The sequence below is a fragment of the Peribacillus frigoritolerans genome (genome assembly GCF_001636405.1).
Classification (GTDB): domain Bacteria; phylum Bacillota; class Bacilli; order Bacillales; family DSM-1321; genus Peribacillus; species Peribacillus frigoritolerans.
Map to the genome: position 1 here is coordinate 4,612,996 of NZ_KV440950.1, position 19,792 is coordinate 4,632,787.

The window sequence follows — 19,792 nt, forward strand, 5'->3', positions numbered from 1 at the left end:
TTTTGTTTTTTTAAAGAAGAAACTTAAATTATTTTGTAAAGTTTAATAAACTTAGCATTTTTTTAATATCTTGTTATATCCATAGGCAATGCCCCTGCAGCAAAGCCTACAAACATGAATCGGCTGTTTCCTGTATTTCGCATTCCATGAATTTGATTAGGCTTGGCCAATACTACCATTCCTTTTCTGATCGTGATCTCATTCTCGAGGTCAGGGAAGTATGTTCCTTCCCCCTCAATGCAGACCCAAATATCATCAACATTCGAATGGGAATGTAAATATACTTCCTGCTCAGGTTCAAGACACCAAACTGCCCCAACAGTTTTATCCGTTTCATAGAAATAATTTTTTTGTGGTGCATTAGAATCGAATTTTGCTATTTTATCGATTTCAAAAACTCTTTCCTCTATTATCGACTTTTTGTTCAAAATTACATTCTGGTCCATACCTCAGCACCTCTTTTATATTTAATGGTTTTGAATTACACTTACCGGATCTCCCTAAAATACAATTCTGCCCGCATTAAATCTCTTGAAGTTGTCATCTACTCATTTCTTCTATATGATGTGACCTTTTACAAGGATGCATCACGATTACAATCTTTAGAGTAAACATATGTTAAACTTTCTCTGCCTACCGCATAGGCTGCTTGATGTACATATGGACCCATAAAAATGTAATCTCCTTTCTTTACAGGAACCCACTGATTATCCAGATTATACATCCCTTCTCCCGAGAGTAAGTAGGCTCCATGTTCTTGCACATGTGTTTCGATGAATGGATGAGATGCAGCAGGATCAAAGGAAAGAATATGAAAATTCATATCAAAATCTATATCAGCAGGCAAAAGATCCTTGAGATGGACATTATGCATATCATCATAAATCCTGAATTCGATGTTGTTCGCATGGTTTGAATGAACCCATGGCCTCCGTCCTTCAAGCGGACGATACTTTTGCTTATATAGGAAAAGTTTAGAATCTCCATCAGATTGGTTTTCTAAATACATCTTTGTTCCGGGCGGACAATATAAATAACCGCTTTCATCGAGGACAAACTCCTGTTCACCCGCAGCAGCTTTTATTTTCCCTTCAATAACATAGACAAATGTCTCAACATCTTCTTGTCCACCAAACCCCTCGCTGTTCTTTCCATCCTTTTGCATTGTCACAATGTAATCGACAAAGCTTGCTCCAAGCTTTGGAGAACCCAAAATGGAAATGATACAATTCTCAAATCCCGGAATAACATTATTAACCAATCCTTCAGGTGCAATTAACGCATATTTACCGTGCTCAATTATTGATCTGCTTGCTAATAAATCTTTAGGATAACCCATCTTTTAAACTCTCCTTTTAATCGTATTTTATTTGAAATATGTGACTCATGGTGTGCCCATTTCCCGCTATTAATAAACTTATAATTGTAGCTTCTTTTCATATATTATTAGCTTGTGTTAGAAACAATTAAGTCCCTTATATAAATATTAACCGCTTTCATTTAATTAGTCTTTATGCCTAATTGATAAAAACGTTTTATATTTTTGTTCATTATAGATAAAAAGATTTTCTCCAGTCCTTTATGCTTAACAATCCTAGATTTTAATTTTTTCCACAGTGGTAATGCTTCCATTTTCAAAAACAATATCCCCATTGACGATCGTTGTTGTTACTTGCCCTTTGAATGTCCTGCCAACATAAGGCGACTGCTGATGGCGGTAGAACAAATCTTCCTTTTTCAGCTCGAAGCTTTTGTTCAGATTAACTATCGCCAGATCAGCATCGCTATCAACGGCTATTATCCCTTTATGGGGATAAAGGCCAAATAGCTTAGCTGGATTCGTTGATGTTAATTCAACAATTTTCCCCAGAGGAAGATTACGGTTGAAATGCCCCTCTGTCAACATAATATTGAGCGTAGATTGGGCACCGGAAATCCCACCCCAGGCACTGAAAAAGTCATCATTTATTACTTCTTTCATAGAGGCAGGTGCTGGTGAATGGTCGGATGCTATTACGTCAATTTCACCGTTTGCTACAGCTTCCCATAATTGTTCTACTTCTTCATCATCACGCAGTGGAGGGCAGCATTTTGCCAATCCGCCTTTTTCCTCTAAGTCTTTTAATGTCAAAGATAAATAATGAGGGCATGTTTCTACCGTAATATCCAGGCCTCTTTGTTTTGCCTGATTGATGACTTCCACTACTTTGCGGCTGCTCGCATGAACAATATGCAGTTTACACCCTGTAGCTTCTGCATATGAAATTATTCTTCTTACCGCTTCAATTTCGGAAATTATCGGTCTTGATTCGACGAAGTCTTTTGCAGTCGTCTTTTTTTGTCTTTGTTTTTCTTGTGCAAGCTGATCACAAATCACTGTACTTTCAGCATGAACGGCTAAAAGTGAACCTACAGAGGCAATTTCTCTCATCCCTTTAAAAATCGTACTATCATCGACATGATTGAAATCGACAATTCCGCTCGGTGACATAAAAGCTTTAAATCCAATTACTCCATTTTCATCAAGTTCCTTAATATTCTCAATATTTTCCGGTATAAGTCCACCCCAAAAGCGGCAATTGACTACCGACTTTTCTTCGGAGCAAGCTCTCTTTAATGCCAAATATTCTTTATTGATGGTTGGTGGTGTACTGTTCAATGGCATATCAAAATAGGTTGTCACCCCACCTGCCGCTAAACTTCTGCTACCAGTTTGAACACCTTCCCACTCAGTTCTGCCTGGCTCGTTGAAATGAACATGAGTATCAATTAATCCTGGGAGGATGTGCTGCCCCTCAGCATTAATTTCTCTTGTTGCTAAAGCATCAATGTTTTTTCCGATAGTCACTTCTTTAATTTTCCCTTCCTTAATTGCAATATCTCCTTGAACAATCGAATCAAACATTACAAGATTTCCATTTCTAATGAGTAAATCATATGTAGCCATAGGTTCATTCCTTTCTGTGGGAAATCAAATTTTATAAAAACTTTTAAGGAGAATCCTCTTTTACAAGTTGCATAATGAAGAAACGAACATCTTGCTTTGGGCAGCTGAAATCGTATTCGGAATTAAATACAACTATTACATTCTGAACATCGTTTTGAGATTTAGTAGATTCCGCTAAAACTTCTATCAAGCAATTTTGGAATGAAACTCACAATCCATCTCCCCAACTTAATCGCATCCACCTTTATGAAGACAGGAAGCGAGATGCGCAGCCTTGGCTGTTATCTGGTTTTGTACGGCACCCTCACAAAGGCCGTCAACACTGATCCATTTTTTAAATATTCGGACTCTTTTCCTGACTATTTCACGTTTCCATCAATTAAGCCCCTTTAACCACATCCTCTCGTTTCTGTTGCGCTTTTTAAACAAGGCTCTTTTTGTAAAGATTGTTGTTTTTAAAACGAAACTATTTTAGGTTGATTGGAGCGGAAGTGCAAGACTCCTGCGGGAGCAGCGGGACAGGTGAGACCCCACAGGCGTTTACGCCGAGGAGGCTCACCGCCCGCCCCGCGGAAAGCGAGCACCTGGAGGGGAAATCAACCACACTGCACTACTTCGTAAATAGCAACAAAGTATGCGAAAACAGCCTTAAACAAAAACAATATAGATGAACGAATGCGAGCATCGTACCTGAGAAAAATGATAGAGAACTGGCGGATTGTATACGCTTCAAAATATAAATATAGTTTCTAAATATAATAAGAACTTGGGATTTATGGAATGTAAAAAAAAATCTTGAAAACAGTTTCATTAACCTTCAATCCTCTATACAATTGATTATAAGCGGATTCATTCACAAAATCATTATGCGATGTAAACAATTTCCATTTAAATTTTTGTCCAAATTTAACAAGATTCGTTTGCTTCCCTTTCTAGTAATAAAAACTGACAAAATGTAGAATTAGAAGGTGTATGATGAAAAAGGTAGAAGATTTATTTATCGTTGATGTGTTTCAAGAAGCCAAAATTATTGCTGGACATGCCGGACTTAAAAGGAAAGTAGAATCAATTGAGATTTCAGAAACACCAGATGCCATCAATTTTTTAGCTAAGAACTCCCTATTATTGACAACAGGATACGCTTTTAAAAACGACCCCCATGCATTATGCAATCTCATTTCCCAAATTAATGAACTTCCATGTGCAGGGATTGCCATTAAACTTAAAAGATTCATTGATGAGATCCCCCAGGATGTAATCGAATTGGCCGATTCATTAGAATTTCCAATTATTCAAATTCCAGAGACATTAACATTAGGTGCGGTTGCTCATCAATTATTAAGCTTTATATGGGATAACCAAATTGAAGAGTTATTCTATGCGATGCATATTCACAAGGAATTTACCAATATGATGATAAAAGGCTACAGTCTGAATTCTTTAATTGAAAATCTTGGCTCCCTATTAAAATGTCCTGTTCTCCTACTTGATCCTATTGGTGATGTGACATCCTTTTCTCATCACTTTCGTACAGGAAATATGAAAATCGTTATGAAAAATGTTCAAGAACAAATTAAACGTGATATAGAAACATACCTAGAGAAAAACCAGCTTACTATCGACATCCAAAATACGGACATTTCTATAAAAATGTTTCGGGTGAAAACAATGCGTCCCTATCCCTATTTTCTATTAATTCTTCACCCTGAGAAGCTTTCATATCCATCTTCACAATTAGCTATAGAACAAGCATCAACAGTCATTTCATTCACGCTGCTTAAAAACGAGGCTATTAGAGAAAACAGTCGTTTGTTAGAAAATAACTTTTTTGCTTCCCTTGTTGATGGAAAGATTTCTAACAAACAAGAAATTATTCATAGGGGAAAACAGCATGGCTTAATCGACAATATGAAATATGTATGCATTGTATGTAAGATTGATGATGATAAACAAAACGCTTTACAAAAAAGTGCAGACATAATGAATAGATTATACGACTATTTATATAAATTTTTACATAAATCATTTTTAAAAATAGATACTAACAACATCGTTTTTATGAAAGATGGATATTTTGTTATTTTGATGCAAGCTCCTCTGAATATTAATGATTCGATTAAAAGCATAATAGAAGAACGGCTGAAGGAGTTCCAGAATGAGGCTTATTCAAATCTAAAAATTTCGTTGTCGTTTGGAGTTGGTAACTTTTCTAATGACCTTACCTATATCCACCTTACATACGAAGAGGCAGTGGAGGCATGGACAAATGGGGCTGAACTGTTTCAAAATAAATTTATCAACTTTTACGAGACCAAGCAATTAATCGAACTGATTCGGTTAATTCCCGAAAAAGATTTAAAAAAATTTTATGAAAATACTTTACGTTCTTTATCCTACCCGAAAAATAAAGATGAAAAAGACTTAGTTAATACCTTATTGGTATATTTGGATAATAATTGCGAACTTGCTATTACATCCAGGAAACTGTTTGTTCACCGTAATACCGTTAAATACCGAATTGCCAAATGTGAGGACATGTTGAATTATTCCGTTCATGATGCAAAAAACTCACTTCATTTACGTATAGCTTTACTCATGAGTTCAATTTTCAGGGGTAATAGTGATTAATAAGTTATTGTAATCACTACTAAAGCAGATATTGACTGAAGGTAAACTGCTCCACGCAGACAGAGATCAATATAAAGAGTAAATCTCGACTTTATTTTCTGGAAGTGTCTTGGATTATGGAGGAATCCAGGAATTTCAGTGGCTTTTTTAAATTACATTGGATCATTGTCGATACGCATGACTGTTTCATCGAATGAAGGATCTTTGTCCTATAATTGAAATGTATTCATTTTGAAAAAACTCGTGTTCCGATACAGTCGGATCACGAGTTTTTTTGTAAGTTCTCTTTTAGTTGATAGCTAAAACTTATAAGTTCCTCAATATTGTTTTGTGGCTATCTTAATCACTGTAGAGTAAAGGACTCTAGCTCCTGCACCCATATCTTCTACAGTCACGAATTCATCTGGGTGATGACTGAGACCATCTTTACAACGAACGAAAATCATTGCAACATTCGTTACATCCGCCATGGCCATTGCATCGTGACCAGCACCGCTTACAAGACTGATAGGACTGCCATCCAATTCGCTAATGGTCTCCTCGATTACTTTAATCAATTGTTCATCACAGTATACAGGATCAGCTTCCATGACCTGTTCAAAATGAATTTGGAGTCCTCTAGCTTTTGCTACTCTTTCACCTTCAGTTAATATGGCATCAATGGCTTTTTTCTTACGATCCACATTTAAATCACGGATATCCAGCGTTCCTGTTACAAGGCCAGGTATTACATTACTAGCACCCGGACTTACAGTAAGTTTTCCGATGGTCGCCACTAATGGTTCATTTTGGATAGCGATGTTCTCAATGTAGGAAATGAGATCACTAGCTCCTAAAAGCGCATCTTGTCTAAGGGCAACAGGAACTGTCCCTGCATGTCCAGGTTTCCCGATAATTTCAAAATAAAATCTTGTAGCACCAGCAATCCCACGAACTATGCCGACAGGTTCATTCTCCTTCTCAAGCACAGGCCCCTGTTCGATATGAAGTTCCAAATAAGCGAGAAGTTCTTCTGGAGTACGACTAGCGTCTTTATAAGCATATGGGTCAGCCATACCAATTCCTTTTAACGCTTCAGCAATTGTTATTCCTTGCTCATCTGCTCTTTCTAAATCTTCAGCAGTAAAAGTTCCTGCAATCGCTTTACTACCAAGGAAAGTTGAGTGAAACCTTACTCCTTCCTCATCACAAAAACCTACCACTTCGATTGGATTGTATAATATAATGCCATTATCCTTAAGAGTTTGAACAACTTCTATTCCAGTTATAACTCCTAGAATCCCATCATATTTACCTGCTTCAATCACGCTATCTAAATGTGAACCAATCATTAAAACTGGAGCTGTGGGATCTTTCCCTTCATAACGTCCGATTATATTATTAAGAGCATCTTTTCTTACCGTCATCCCAGCTGCTTTCATCCACTCTTCAACTAGACTTTCTGCTTTTAAACTTTCCACTGTGAAAGGTAGTCTAGTGACACCAACAGTTGTGGATGAACAAGCAGCAAGTTCTTCGGTTCTAGTGTTGATTCTTATAGCATCAACATCCTTCTGAAGTTTAACCAATCGATCACTTCCCTGCCAATTTAATCTCTAAGTAAAATTTTTGTTATTTAAATCCAGTTACTTAATATGCAAAGTCATATTAACACTTTATTTAGTCTTTGCTCAATAGGAATTCTGCATGATAAGCTAATTAAAAGTTAGATTAAACGGTGACAAGCAAAAGCACTTGTCACCGTTCAATACATATCGTACATATATATAGGTTAACTAACTAAACGCCCTTTTTTTGAATGTAATAATGACCATGCATCAACGAGAGTACGTTTTGACTGTGCAATTACAATATCAGATGATTCTGTACCGACAGGTTTTACTTCAAAAGCGACTATATTCTTTATACCTTCACCGATGTAACCAATTTCTAATAGAGATCGTAAATACTCCGCTAATTCAGGAACATCAACTTCACTTCCTGGATATCCGAAACGCGGATGCTGATCGCCGTAAGCAGGATCAGAAGCATCTTTAATATAGCAATTTCCGATATGGGCATGGTTAATATAATCACGAGCTAACGTTAATGCATCATGAGACGTTTCACGCTGCATTGGTAAATGACTTAAATCAAGCATTAAACCGAAAGTGGGATCTACTTTACGAACTTCTTTTGCAACTTCAACAGCAAGTTTATTCGAACCGATTAAACATTTCTTATCAGTCTCATCATCAAATGTTTCAAGTGAGAGTACTAAATCACCTTTAGATTTTGCATAATCGCATAATTCTTTGATAGAATTCGTTAGTAATTGTAAGGCAACATCTTGTTGAGTATCTGGTTTAGCCCCACTTAAGAAACCAAGTTTAGCAGCATTTACTTCGTAAGCCTGGTCAATTCCGCCTTTTACTAAATCGATAGCCCTTCTACGCTCAGCTTCATCAAAAGAATTAAGGTTTCCTTTGTTTCTTAATAGAATCGGTTGTGCACCAAATCCTACATTCATTCCACCGGATTGTAAAATTTGAGCAGCCTCTTTACGTTCTTCAGGATTGTTAATAGATGTAATTTCAATTCCAGAGAAAAAATCATCTTGTACAATTTTCTTAATTGTTTCAACAGCTGGGCCATCTCCACCCATCGTTTCCGGATAAGCCATGAAGTGAACAATTCCGACTTTCATAGAATTATGAAGATTTGCTGACATTGTTTCGCCGATTTTTCGGCTTCCCTCCTTTAATGAACTCATTATTTAAGTACAGTCAAGACTGCTTTTCATTACTAATATGTTTTTTGAAGCAATAGGTTATATCCCATTGCTTCAAAAAACACTTCCATCAAGAGTGATGATTATTTAGAATAATCAATCTTTTCTGAGTATTTGAAGCCGTTAAGTGCACCGTTATTAGAGAATTCGCATGCGTTCTTAGGATCTGGATCAACTATAACTTCGATTAAATATGGTTTACCTGAGTCAACTGCACGTTGCAGAGCTGGTTTGATATCATCATAATGTGTAACAAGCTCACCACGAACACCCATACCTTCAGCCGTTTTAACAAAGTCGATTCCTCGCTCTTCATTATCACATAATTCATTTTTGTAAATTAAGTCCGTAGAAATTTGACGTCCATTATAGAACCAGTTTTGTTGTTGACGAATTAATCCCATTAATGAGTTATTCATACAGAAAATAATGACCGGAATATCATGCTTTGCAGCTGTAGCAATATCTTGTAATGACATCCCCAAGCTTCCATCACCAAGGATGTTTACACTTTGTCTTTCAGGAAATGCAAGTTTCGCTGCCATTGCTGCACCAAGGCCCCAACCCATTGTCCCCGCACCACCAGTTAATAAGTAGGTTCTTGGTACATACGTTTCAAATAATTGAGAAGACCAGATTTGGCTGATACCGCAGTCATGTGATACGAAGGCATCGCGATCTAAGAATTCACGAAGTTCTCGCAATGCACGTTCTTGTCTGATTGGAAGTGTTGTGTAATCCGTTTTTCGTGCCCATTTCTTACGCTCTTCAGTTAAGTTAACCCTAGTACCTACTTCGGCAGTTGCAGCTACTTGAGCACCGAGTGCTTTATGGGCTTCTGCAAGTTTAACCATGAATGTTTTAACATCAGAAACGATACCTAAAATCGTTGGTACTACTTTACCAATTTCCTTATTATCAAGATTAACGTGGATAATTTTCTTACCGTTTTGTGTGAATACAGAAACATTACCAGTTGAACGATCAGCGAAACGTCCGGCAAGGTTGATTACTAAGTCAGCTTCAACAATTGTTTTGTTACCGAATGGAGTATCAAGCATCGTTCCCATACGTCCAGCGAATAAAGGGTGATCGTTAGGGAAAGTATCCATCCCCATGCCAGAAGTTACTACAGGGATTTGCAGTTCTTCAGCTAACGCTTTCAATTCAATGGTAGCGTTTGCAATGTTGACCCCTCCACCAGACAGTAAGACCGGTCTTTTAGCATCTTTTAATAATTCCAATGTTTTCTCTATATCAGCGTCAGAAGCTTGTGGTAAGTTATCGACTGGAGTAGAACCGATAAGCACATCTAAGTCGACTTCTATTTCAACTTTTTGTTGATCAACTGGTAAATCAAGAAGAACTGGACCTTTTCTGCCAGTAGTAGCTGTTACCCATGCTTCATGGATAAATTCAGCAGCTTTCGAACCGTCAGTTAAGCGGTATGCAGCTTTCGTTACAGGCTTTGCCATTTCAACGATAGGCGCTTCTTGGAATTGCATGGTTCCAATTAAACTATTTTTTTGTTGACCGGTAATGGCTATCATTGGAATGGAATCCATCCATGCACCGTAAAGGCCAGTTAAGAAGTTAGTTCCGCCAGGACCTGATGTGGCAGCACATACGCCTACTTCACCAGTTGCTCTTGAATAACCATCAGCCATGAAAGCACCCGTTTGTTCGTGACGAACAATATATGATTCAATTTTAGTTAATTCTTTTACTGCATCATAGAATGGTAAAATCGCAGCTCCCGGTACACCATAAACATGTTTCACCCCTCTTTTTTCTAAATACAAGGCAATTAACTCAGCAGCTGTCATTTTTTGTTTAGCCATTTATATCTCTCCCTTTTGATCCTTTTTTATATTTTCAAAGATTTGAGCAATTGAATCTTTAACCCCAACGTTGCCCGGAAATACGATATAAGGTGTATCTTTGAACTTAGCTTCACTTCCGGTTAACCATACTGGAACACCGGCGATCGCTTGCCCTAAAATTTTTGCATATTTAATATCTAAGCCGTCAGTTGCCACATCACTCGAAGTTATACCACCTTTTGCAATGATGAATTTCGGCTTTACTTTTAGTGAGCGAATAACTTTAACTAAAGAACTTGAAACAGTTTGACTAATCTTTAAGTTTTCTTCCTTATCTTTCGCACTAATTAAATCTCTACTCGTATATACAAGCGTATCGCGATTAGAAGAAATATTTTGATCTACTAATTGACATACTCGTGTTAGCTCTTCAATTCTTGTTTCTTCATTTAGAACTTTCACAACACTCATTTCGATTTGTTCAATCGGATATTTACTCATTAGTTCCTTAATTTGTTCCGTAGTTTTATTCGTGTGAGAACCTACTATAATAAAGCCACCATTGTTTTGGCTTTCATCATTTGAAACAATCTCATTAGCTGATAAATATGGACGATCCTGAATTCCCGCAATCGATTTTACAATAGATGCTGCAGTTCTAAACAAGAATTGCTTGCCAGAATCAATTGCTTTAAGGACAGCTAATGATACGATGTCCAAATCATAATAAGATTTAGCATTTACTATAATAGGGGCATTATTGTTAGCAGATAGTAAAATCTCATAAACTCTATCAATGCCGCCATCATGAATATCTTCCAGTGAAATGATCAATGCTGACTCTGAAGCTACGCTTCCATTTGTCTTTTCTTCAATCCATTTTGGCAAATTAGCGGTTTTGAAACCGAATACGGAATCATTCGCAAATTCTGTTTCATTTACTGGGACAAGCTGGCCGTCCACACCTAAATAATGAATATTATCTATGGTATAACGATGTGCTTCAAAAAAAGCCGGAATGATTAAATGACCTGAAATTTGTACATCAGCAGTTTTTAATAATTCATCTTGGAGCACATTAATTTCAAGTGGATAATGCCCTCTTAATGTTGAGTCACTTCTACTGATAATTGAATAATTGATTCCCATTTCCTTAGTAACGTCAACAATGTTTTGGACAATCTCCCTATTGATGTTTTCCGTCTTTTCTGCATTATGACTTCTTGTGTTTGTTAAAATATAAAGTACACTTCTCTCATCAGATAATCCTTTTTTAATCCAGTCTTTTCCCCAGTCCGTGATGACAAAAATATCATGTACCGTTTGGACACCGGTTGGATCATCATCTAAAACGATAAACTTATGTTTTGTTTGATTTAAATGAGCTTTGATTTCACCACGAAGGCTGTCATCCGATTTAGAGAAGAGGTCTAAAGTATCCTTTAAACTTAGATATTGGGTTGCGTTTGACAAAAACCCTCCCCCTTTCATTATCTAAAAATGTGATTAGCTAGTTACTCTGTGCCCTAATAATTCATTTGCAGTAGAAATAATACGGTGTGCTCTTAATTCAAATAAATCAAGTAATTCATCCATTTTTCCAGAAACCCCAAAACGGTCATTTGTACCGATTCTTCTTAATTTAGCTGGTTGGTTTTCCGATAATACTTCAGCAACAGCACTGCCTAATCCGCCTATAATTGAATGCTCTTCAACTGTGATGACATGTTTTGTTTTCGCAGCAGATGCAATAATGGCTTCTTTATCAATAGGTTTAATTGTATGGATGTGTAAAAGTTCGGCGCTTACACCTTGCTTTTCCAATTCACCTGCTGCTTTTAGTGATTCATCAAGCATTATCCCAGTACTGATGATTGTTATATCTGATCCTTCACGGTATTTAATTGCTTTACCTATTTTGAATGGTTCTTCTTTTTTGGTAACGATCGGTACTGGCAATTTGCCAACACGGAGGTAAATTGGTCCTTCATGGTAATATGCAGCTTCTACTGCTTTTTCCATTTCAACCGCATCAGCTGGAACAATTACCGTCATACGTGGAAGTGAGCGCATTAAAGAAATATCTTCAAGCGGTAAATGTGTTGCACCTTCTTGAGCAGCTGATGTACCAGCGTTATGACCGACAATTTTCACATTGTTATTTGAATAACATACTGAAATCCTCATTTGATCAAATGCCCGCCCAGTAAGGAAGTTTGCATAAGCATTGGCAAATGGTACTTTACCCGCCACTGCCATACCGGCTGCGGTACCTACTAAATCACATTCAGAAATACCGATGTTGAAAAAGCGTTCTGGAAATCTATTTTTATATAGATTTGTCATATTCGATTTTGCGCAGTCCGCGTCAAGTACCACTAAATTGTCATGTTTTTCTCCAAGTCTAATTAGTGCATCAGCAAAACCTTTACGTGGTGCTTCTTGATTTGCCATCTTAAGCCAACTCCTTTAAAGCGATTTCTAATTGCTCATCATTCGGAGCCATTCCATGCCAATCATGGGTGTCTTCCATAAATGAAACTCCCTTGCCTTTAACCGTATGAGCCAGAATTGCAGTAGGTCTGCCTTTAGTGCGTTTAGCTTCTTTATACGCTTCATTAACTGCATGAATATCATGACCATCAATTTCAACAACGTGCCAACCGAAAGCTCTAAATTTATCACCAAGATTTTTTACACCTTTTACATTTTCAACAAAATCATCAAGTTGAATTTTGTTCCAGTCGATAATCGCACAAACGTTATCAAGATTGTAATGTGCAGTTGTCATTGCCGCTTCCCAAACTTGACCTTCTTGTAATTCTCCATCACCTATCATGCAATATGATCTTCTATTGCTGCCATCCAGTTTTGCAATTAATCCAACACCATTAGCTACCGATAATCCTTGACCAAGTGATCCTGAAGATATGTCTACACCTGGAATATGCTCTCCACATGGATGTCCATGTAACCTACCGTCAACATCCCTGAATGTCATTAATTCTTCAACCGGGAAGAAACCTTTTTCAGCTAATACTGAATAAAATACAGGTGTACAATGCCCCTTAGATAAGAAGAAACAATCTCGGTCTTGCCAATCTGGGTTGTCAGGATCAACATTCATGTGTTCAAAAAATAGGACGGACATTAATTCAGTTGCCGATAAAGAACCACCAGGATGACCACTTCCAGCATGGTTCGTCATTTTAACTATGTGCCGGCGAATCGTTTTCGTTAGATTATTATAAAATTCGCCTTTCTCTTTAGAAAAATCCACTATTTACTCCTCCTTTTAGTCGCACAATAAGCAACGTCGTTTCATTAAATGGTTAAAAAAATAAGAATAAGTAATTTGTTGCTTATTAACTAACCTTGTTTCTTATTTTGATATTATCACCGTTTTTTGAATATTTCAAGTATTTTACCATTAAATTTTTTATAAAAATTTTCGTAGGGCAAAACACCAAAGTTCCTATTCAAAGATAAACTTGATTCAATAAATTTCCACAAAAAAAGAATTGGTCTTATACATTCTTTCAGACTGTAGACAATTTGAACGTTCTCCTCTCCGGGCACTCGCTTTTCCAGCAGAAGTATCGCACCCTCCGTTCCTTTTTAGAACCTCTTTTGTCTAAAAAAAAAAGAATTGGTCTTAAACCAATTCTTTCAGACTGTAGACAAACTCGATGAAAATTGAGTTTGTCTATTTTTTTGGCTTGTACAATTTGACGTTTATTGGAACGTAGGGCACTCGCTTTCCGCGGGCGGTCGGCCCTCGGCTTTCGCCTGCGGGGTCTCCCCTAGACGCGCTTTTCCCGCAGGAGTCTCGAACACCCGCTCCAATCAACTTTGTCTTACCTTTTAGATAGAACACTTTTGCCTAGAGTCATATTTGTTTTAAAATAGAAGTATTAATACCTGAGGTGATGAGGATGCTTTCCAAACATGATTCTATTCAGCGAGATCAACTTGAAATGATTATTTAGATTAACTGGTGCCACCGAACCATTAGTCGTAAAATGGAGGCTGCCATTGATTTCACTTTCATTTATGACTTGGTGAAAGGTTTGTATTAAGAGGTAGGATGCCTTCAAATGAATTAAATCAAGGATTGGACAAACCCATGGAAAGAAGCCTTTTCCACCTGATAAATTTGATAAGGAAGGAAAAAATCCCGAACCCCTTTTGTTCACAAAAAAAGAATTGGCATTATACCAATTCTTTTTCACATGATTTAATTATCTGTGTAACCAAGCCTCTTGGAAATCTTTTTACCAATATCCATTATAATTGGTTTAATTTCAGTTAATCTTTCTTCAGTCATTCGGATGCTTGGTCCTGATATACTAACAGCAGCTGTAATTTTCTTACGATTATCAAAAATTGGCGCTGCAATACAGGTGATTCCTTGTTCATTTTCTTCAATTTCCCTACCAATACCTTCATTCCTTATTTTTCCCAATTCTTTAAAAAAGGATTCTTTATCGGTAATCGTCTGTTCAGTATGTTTTGGTAAACCATGCTTGTCAATTATATCTACGATCTCATTTAATGGCAGATGGGCCAAGATTACCTTCCCAACTGCCGTACAATGCATTGGGGCACGTCTCCCTACTTGGGAATGTGTTCTAAGGGTTTCACTTCCCTCAAGTTTTTCAATATAGATTACCTCTCCTTGATCATATACGGTCAAGTGGATCACTTCATTAATATGTGATTCTAACTCTTCCAGAAATGGTTTAGCTTGAGTTCTCAAGTCAATAGATTCAAGCAGCATCGAACTTAATTCTAAATATTTATAGCCTAATCTATATTTTTTAGTTTCAGGATTTTGTTCGATGAATCCATGATCTACAAGAGTACTTAATAATCTGAATATAGAGCTTTTATTTAAATCTAGGTTGGAGGCCAGCTCAGTAACCCCAATCCCTTCTTTACGCTTGCTCACTAATGAAATAATTGTTAATGCCCTATCTACTGACTTAACCATTTATATTAACCTCCGATTAAATCCTATATTACTGATCCTGTTTCTTTATATTACCACAAGAGCAATACCCAGACATAATACCAGTCAAAAAATAACCCAAAAAAAGAAGGTATGACGCCATTAAGGGCAACTAAAGTGCCCTTTTGGGTCAACCTTCTTTACATAACTTTATGCTTGTACGAAACTACTTTTTGCCGAAATGAACTTCCCAATTGGATGACTTACAATCCCTTTTTCAAAATCAAATACTAGTTGTCCTCTTACAAACGTTTTCGTCACTCGACAGTTAATCTTTCTCCCAACATAAGGGCTTTGTTGATGACGGTAATACAAATCTTCTGGCTGAATGGTGTATGATTTATTTGGATCAAGAAGAATGATATCAGCATCATAGGAAACTTTAATGCTTCCTTTATTTCTTAAGTTAAATATTTCTGCAGGTTTTGTCGCAATCATCTTTGAAAAATTACTTACAGAAACCCCACGTTTCTTAACAGCCTCGTCAAACATTAAATCAACATTATTTTGGCAGCCACTAATCCCTCCCCACACTTCAAACATATTATTGGTGTTGCTCTGCTTCATTTCTGGTGGACATGGGGAATGGTCTGAGGCCAGGATATCAATTTTCCCTTCCTTAAGTGCTTCCCATAATTTATCTTGTTCTGCTTTAGTACGAAGCGGCGGGGCGCATTTCGCAACAGGTCCTATCCTTTCAAAGGTTTCCATATCCAACGTGAAATAGTGAGGACACGATTCTATCGTAACCTCTTGGCCTAGTTTACGTGCGTTAAGGATTTCTTCCACAGCCTCTTCACTGCTAATATGAACAAAATGCAATTTGCATCCAGTCTCTTTCCCCAATAACAAAGCACGTTTTACAGCATCAACCTCAGTAAAAATGGGGCGGGACTCTACATAATCTCTTGCTGTTGTTTTCCCTTGTTTTTTCTTTTCAATTGCCAGTTTATCAGTAAGCTCTGCATTCTCAGCATGTATAGATAAAATATGCCCCAATTCCGATAGTTTTTTCATTCCTTGATATAAAGTAAAATCATCGACATTTTTAAAATCTCCAATTTCCTCACTGCCACATGTTGCCATAAAACATTTGAAAGCCACAACACCTTCGTTAGAAAGGTCCTCTAAATCTTGGAGATTATCAGGAACTAATCCACCATACAAAGCATAATCAACATACGCCTTATTTTCAGCAGATCTTATTTTTAAATGCAGTGAACTCTTTGTAGTCGTTGCCGGCAAAGCGTTTAATGGCATATCTACAAATGATGTTGTCCCTCCTGCAGCCAGTGCTTGAGTTCCTGTTACAAACCCTTCCCACTCCGTTCTGCCTGGCTCGCAAATATGGACATGGGCATCTATCATCCCAGGCATGACATATTGATGAGCAGCATCTATGATTTCAGCAGATTCTCCGGTTATTTCTTTTGAAATTTCTGCAATCTTACCGTGAAGTATACCGATATCTAGTTGTTCCACTGTATTTTCAATTACTACATTTCCGTTCTTTATAACTAAATCAAACTTCATTCTCCCAACTCCTTTTTTGCAATTTTCAGTATATTGACATTATACAATTGCCTTGTTCATTTCCTCCTCAGATTGCATCAATCCATTATAAATAGACAGAGAGAATAGCCCCCTGAAACATAGAAATACAAGTCTACTTTTCAAAAATTGTACCCTTTTTGAATTTTGAATCTTTAAATGCAAATTTCATCAAAAGCAAATATGCACTGCCTCCCACAACAACGCCGATAATCCATGCCAGCTCCACTTTCAAACATGCTGCACCGGCGCCGATTAGCAATGCAAGCACCGCTGCTGGATTATACCCGGCAAATGGACCGTCTTCCTTATACAAATCTGCAACATTCACCTTCTGCTTTCTTAATATATAATATTCGACTAATAATATAGAAACAATCGGTCCTAAAAATGCGGAATATATAAGAATGAAGATTCCAAGACCCTTTGCCGAAGAATCCTGCACAAGAACCCAAGGGAATGAACAAAATGCAAGCAGTCCGGTTATGGTAACTGCAGGTTTATATTTCATTTTTGTAAGCAATGTAATAACATAGGTTGGCGGAATGATATTGGCAACCATGTTTACTGCCACCGCACCCAAAACAATAAATGCGGATACAAAGAGGGTAATATACGAGTTATCCACCACGACCGCAAATGCTTTTACAGGATTGTTGATGCCGGTTGCGGAAGCAAGCATACCACCGATTGTAAGTGTCAAGCCGTACGCTGTTAAAATAGGAAGAAAGTACAAAAACCCGCGTTTTTTGTCGCTAATACCGGTTTTTAGCTCTCTTGAATAGTCCGCTGCACTTAAAAAGATAGCCGCATAATTCCCCATAAACATCATGATCAATGCAAAGAAAGGTAAGCCCCATGATCCTTCTGCATGAACCCATTTTTCTGCAATAACATCGCTATAGGAGGTTAGTAGAACGCCAAATACATAGAGAAGCGCAAGTACAATAACAATAGACGCAAGCGTTTCCACCCATTTAATGGCATGGAATCCATACAGCGAAAGCCCAATTTGCACCAACTGCAGCACGATAAAGCAAATAGCAACATTATCAAAGGCGCCGCCCGTCATAATCTTCGCAATTTCATTTAAGGCAGTACCGCCAATCCAACTTTGAAAACCGTACCAAACGATGGCGGGAATACCGCGCATCAGTGATGATATTACGGAACCTTTCAGGCCAAAGGACATTCTAAGCTGTACAACATATGGGATACCCGTTCTGTATCCGAGCCTATCATTTAAAGCAAAAACAGTTGAAATGATACCAATTGCCATGATAGCTGCGGCAAATGTCTGAAAGATGTTTAACGTAGCGATTCCCGCTACAATCATACTGGCTCCAAGCGTCATATTACCTAGATTAACACCGTCACCAACCCACATGAAAATATAGTCTACCGGACTTACCGTCCTACCTTCCTCGGTTTTCGGATTAAGTGATTCATCCACACCCGTATCATGTTGGATCTGCGTTTCTTGTGGAACGTAACTTTCTAAATTTGTAGACATGATACATCCAACCCCTTTTTTTATTGTTTGCCGCATTTTAATGCATTGGTTAACAAGTTAGGTCTTAGATGTTTGCCAAGCTATGATATGTTACAAACTACCTTCTAAGTGGTCTTTTCCGTTCATCATTCACAGGAATTAAAATGCGAATTTGTTTTAGTACTATTTCCCATCGATTACCCGATTACTTGTTGTGTATTAAGCAACATTGTTTCTTTAAAGTTGCAAAAAAAACACATGACAACACTTTAAATTTGAAAATGCTTTCGAAGGACTGTATCACCTCCTTAAAAACCCAGATGGTAAGCGCTTTCAATAATTGTATATCAAATTACATTTAAAGAAATATATCTGACAAGGAAGAAGAAATCTGTAATTCCTCATTAAAATGCAGATTCGACTCAATTTCACTAAGATGAATGAGAGATAAGCGTTCTGCAAGATCACCGTCCCTTTGCTTAATGGCATTAAAAATTTGCAAATGATCGTGAGAACCACATGTTTCCATTTTACCTCTTCCATAGATTGCTATAATCACATAAGTCAGGGAAATCAAGTCTTCCAGATATTGATAAAAATACGAATTCCCTGCGATTTCAGCTATTTTCAAATGAAAATCCCCAGAGACTTTTAAAGATTCATAAAAATCCAGACTACCATAAATATGTCGTTCTTCTTCTACCAGAGTCTCTAGTTCTTTTAATTGTTCCTCATTATGGAGTCTGCATGCTCTTCGCACTGCTTCCCCTTCTAAGATTCTCCTCATTTCAAATACTTCTTTTGCTTCTTCAATTGTTGAACAGGAGACAAAAGTACCTTTATGCTCTTTAATTTTCACTAATTTTTCATATTCCAATCTGCGCAGAACATTTCGAACAGGGGTACGGCTTACGCCAAACGATTCAGCAAGATCCTTTTCTATGAGTTGCATATTTGGCCGAAGCTTTTGCTGGATAATAGCTTGCTTGATTTTTTTATAGATATCCATTTCTAAACTATTCAACACTTTATACCTCCCCTCAATGAAGAATTCAAAATTGAATGCATTATTGTATACAATACTGGGTAAAAAAATTTAAACTGAATGATTGTACTAAATTTTATAAACCTGATCATTTAAATTAAGTTGTTTAAAATGCTTCAATCTGTCTGTTTTCAAAGAACATTGCCAAATCTCAAAAGAACTAGCCGCCCTTCCTGTCCCTCAATAAGCAACATTGTTTCAATAAGTGAGTAAAATATAACATTTTATTCTATATTTCGCATTTTTTATACTATCACCACTAATTTAGTTTTTCAACAAAAAAATGCAAAATTCAGAATATTGCCATCTCCTTATTAACATAAAATAAATACTATTCTAGCAGGATGCAATTTTTTTACTTAAACCTATTCCTTTAAGGTAATAACAACTTTTGCACCTCACCACCCCATTATTAATAACCATATAGGAGAAGAGGCTGACCTTTTGAAAGGCAGCCTATCTACTGAGAAAAAAAGATTTTAATGCAGTAACATTTTACTTCTTAGGATCTTTAAACATGGTATA

Annotated in this window: 14 protein-coding genes; 1 reads left to right on the top strand and 13 read right to left on the bottom strand. The window is 37.1% G+C overall.

All coding sequences use genetic code 11. The annotated features are described in order from the left end of the window. Positions 1 to 62: 62 nt before the first annotated feature. The 3 genes from A6755_RS21790 to A6755_RS21800 form a co-directional block, all read right to left on the bottom strand. On the bottom strand, positions 63 to 446 hold the full coding sequence (locus A6755_RS21790) for a cupin domain-containing protein (protein WP_194719361.1): 384 nt from the start codon (positions 444 to 446) through the stop codon (positions 63 to 65). 128 nt (positions 447 to 574) lie between these two features. Next, positions 575 to 1,339: a (S)-ureidoglycine aminohydrolase gene (allE, locus tag A6755_RS21795; RefSeq protein WP_063577190.1), complete on the bottom strand. Its 765-nt coding sequence runs from the start codon at positions 1,337 to 1,339 to the stop codon at positions 575 to 577. A gap of 255 nt (positions 1,340 to 1,594) precedes the next feature. Then, the gene (locus tag A6755_RS21800) at positions 1,595 to 2,947 is read right to left on the bottom strand and encodes an allantoinase (protein ID WP_034314938.1); all 1,353 of its coding nucleotides are present in this window, start codon (positions 2,945 to 2,947) and stop codon (positions 1,595 to 1,597) included. 975 nt (positions 2,948 to 3,922) lie between these two features. On the opposite strand from A6755_RS21800, the gene A6755_RS21805 reads away from it, so the two are divergent. Then, the gene (locus tag A6755_RS21805) at positions 3,923 to 5,575 is read left to right on the top strand and encodes a PucR family transcriptional regulator (RefSeq protein ID WP_063577191.1); all 1,653 of its coding nucleotides are present in this window, start codon (positions 3,923 to 3,925) and stop codon (positions 5,573 to 5,575) included. 317 nt (positions 5,576 to 5,892) lie between these two features. Here A6755_RS21805 and A6755_RS21810 read toward each other — a convergent pair whose 3' ends face one another. The 10 genes from A6755_RS21810 to A6755_RS21860 form a co-directional block, all read right to left on the bottom strand. After that, entirely contained in the window at positions 5,893 to 7,143 is a 1,251-nt protein-coding gene (locus tag A6755_RS21810) for an allantoate amidohydrolase (protein ID WP_063591933.1), read from the bottom strand. A 203-nt stretch (positions 7,144 to 7,346) separates the two neighbouring features. After that, complete coding sequence (locus tag A6755_RS21815; protein WP_034314946.1) at positions 7,347 to 8,285, bottom strand: sugar phosphate isomerase/epimerase family protein; 939 nt, start codon at positions 8,283 to 8,285, stop codon at positions 7,347 to 7,349. Positions 8,286 to 8,428: 143 nt separating this feature from the next. Then, a complete protein-coding gene (locus tag A6755_RS21820) occupies positions 8,429 to 10,186 on the bottom strand; it encodes a thiamine pyrophosphate-binding protein (RefSeq protein ID WP_057275699.1) in 1,758 nt (585 codons plus the stop codon). Continuing rightward, entirely contained in the window at positions 10,187 to 11,641 is a 1,455-nt protein-coding gene (locus tag A6755_RS21825; RefSeq protein ID WP_174878756.1) for a four-carbon acid sugar kinase family protein, read from the bottom strand. Between the two features lie 33 nt (positions 11,642 to 11,674). After that, positions 11,675 to 12,622, bottom strand: coding sequence for a transketolase family protein (locus tag A6755_RS21830; RefSeq protein ID WP_034314953.1), 948 nt, complete (start codon positions 12,620 to 12,622; stop codon positions 11,675 to 11,677). Between the two features lies 1 nt (position 12,623). Further along, a complete protein-coding gene (locus tag A6755_RS21835) occupies positions 12,624 to 13,448 on the bottom strand; it encodes a transketolase (protein ID WP_034314956.1) in 825 nt (274 codons plus the stop codon). Positions 13,449 to 14,405: 957 nt separating this feature from the next. Further along, on the bottom strand, positions 14,406 to 15,161 hold the full coding sequence (locus tag A6755_RS21845) for an IclR family transcriptional regulator (RefSeq protein ID WP_053533978.1): 756 nt from the start codon (positions 15,159 to 15,161) through the stop codon (positions 14,406 to 14,408). 168 nt (positions 15,162 to 15,329) lie between these two features. Further along, positions 15,330 to 16,712, bottom strand: coding sequence for an allantoinase AllB (gene allB, locus A6755_RS21850; protein ID WP_063591936.1), 1,383 nt, complete (start codon positions 16,710 to 16,712; stop codon positions 15,330 to 15,332). Between the two features lie 133 nt (positions 16,713 to 16,845). Beyond that, a complete protein-coding gene (locus tag A6755_RS21855) occupies positions 16,846 to 18,243 on the bottom strand; it encodes an NCS1 family transporter (protein WP_063591937.1) in 1,398 nt (465 codons plus the stop codon). A 337-nt stretch (positions 18,244 to 18,580) separates the two neighbouring features. Next, on the bottom strand, positions 18,581 to 19,246 hold the full coding sequence (locus A6755_RS21860) for a GntR family transcriptional regulator (RefSeq protein ID WP_244889705.1): 666 nt from the start codon (positions 19,244 to 19,246) through the stop codon (positions 18,581 to 18,583). Positions 19,247 to 19,792 lie beyond the last annotated feature (546 nt).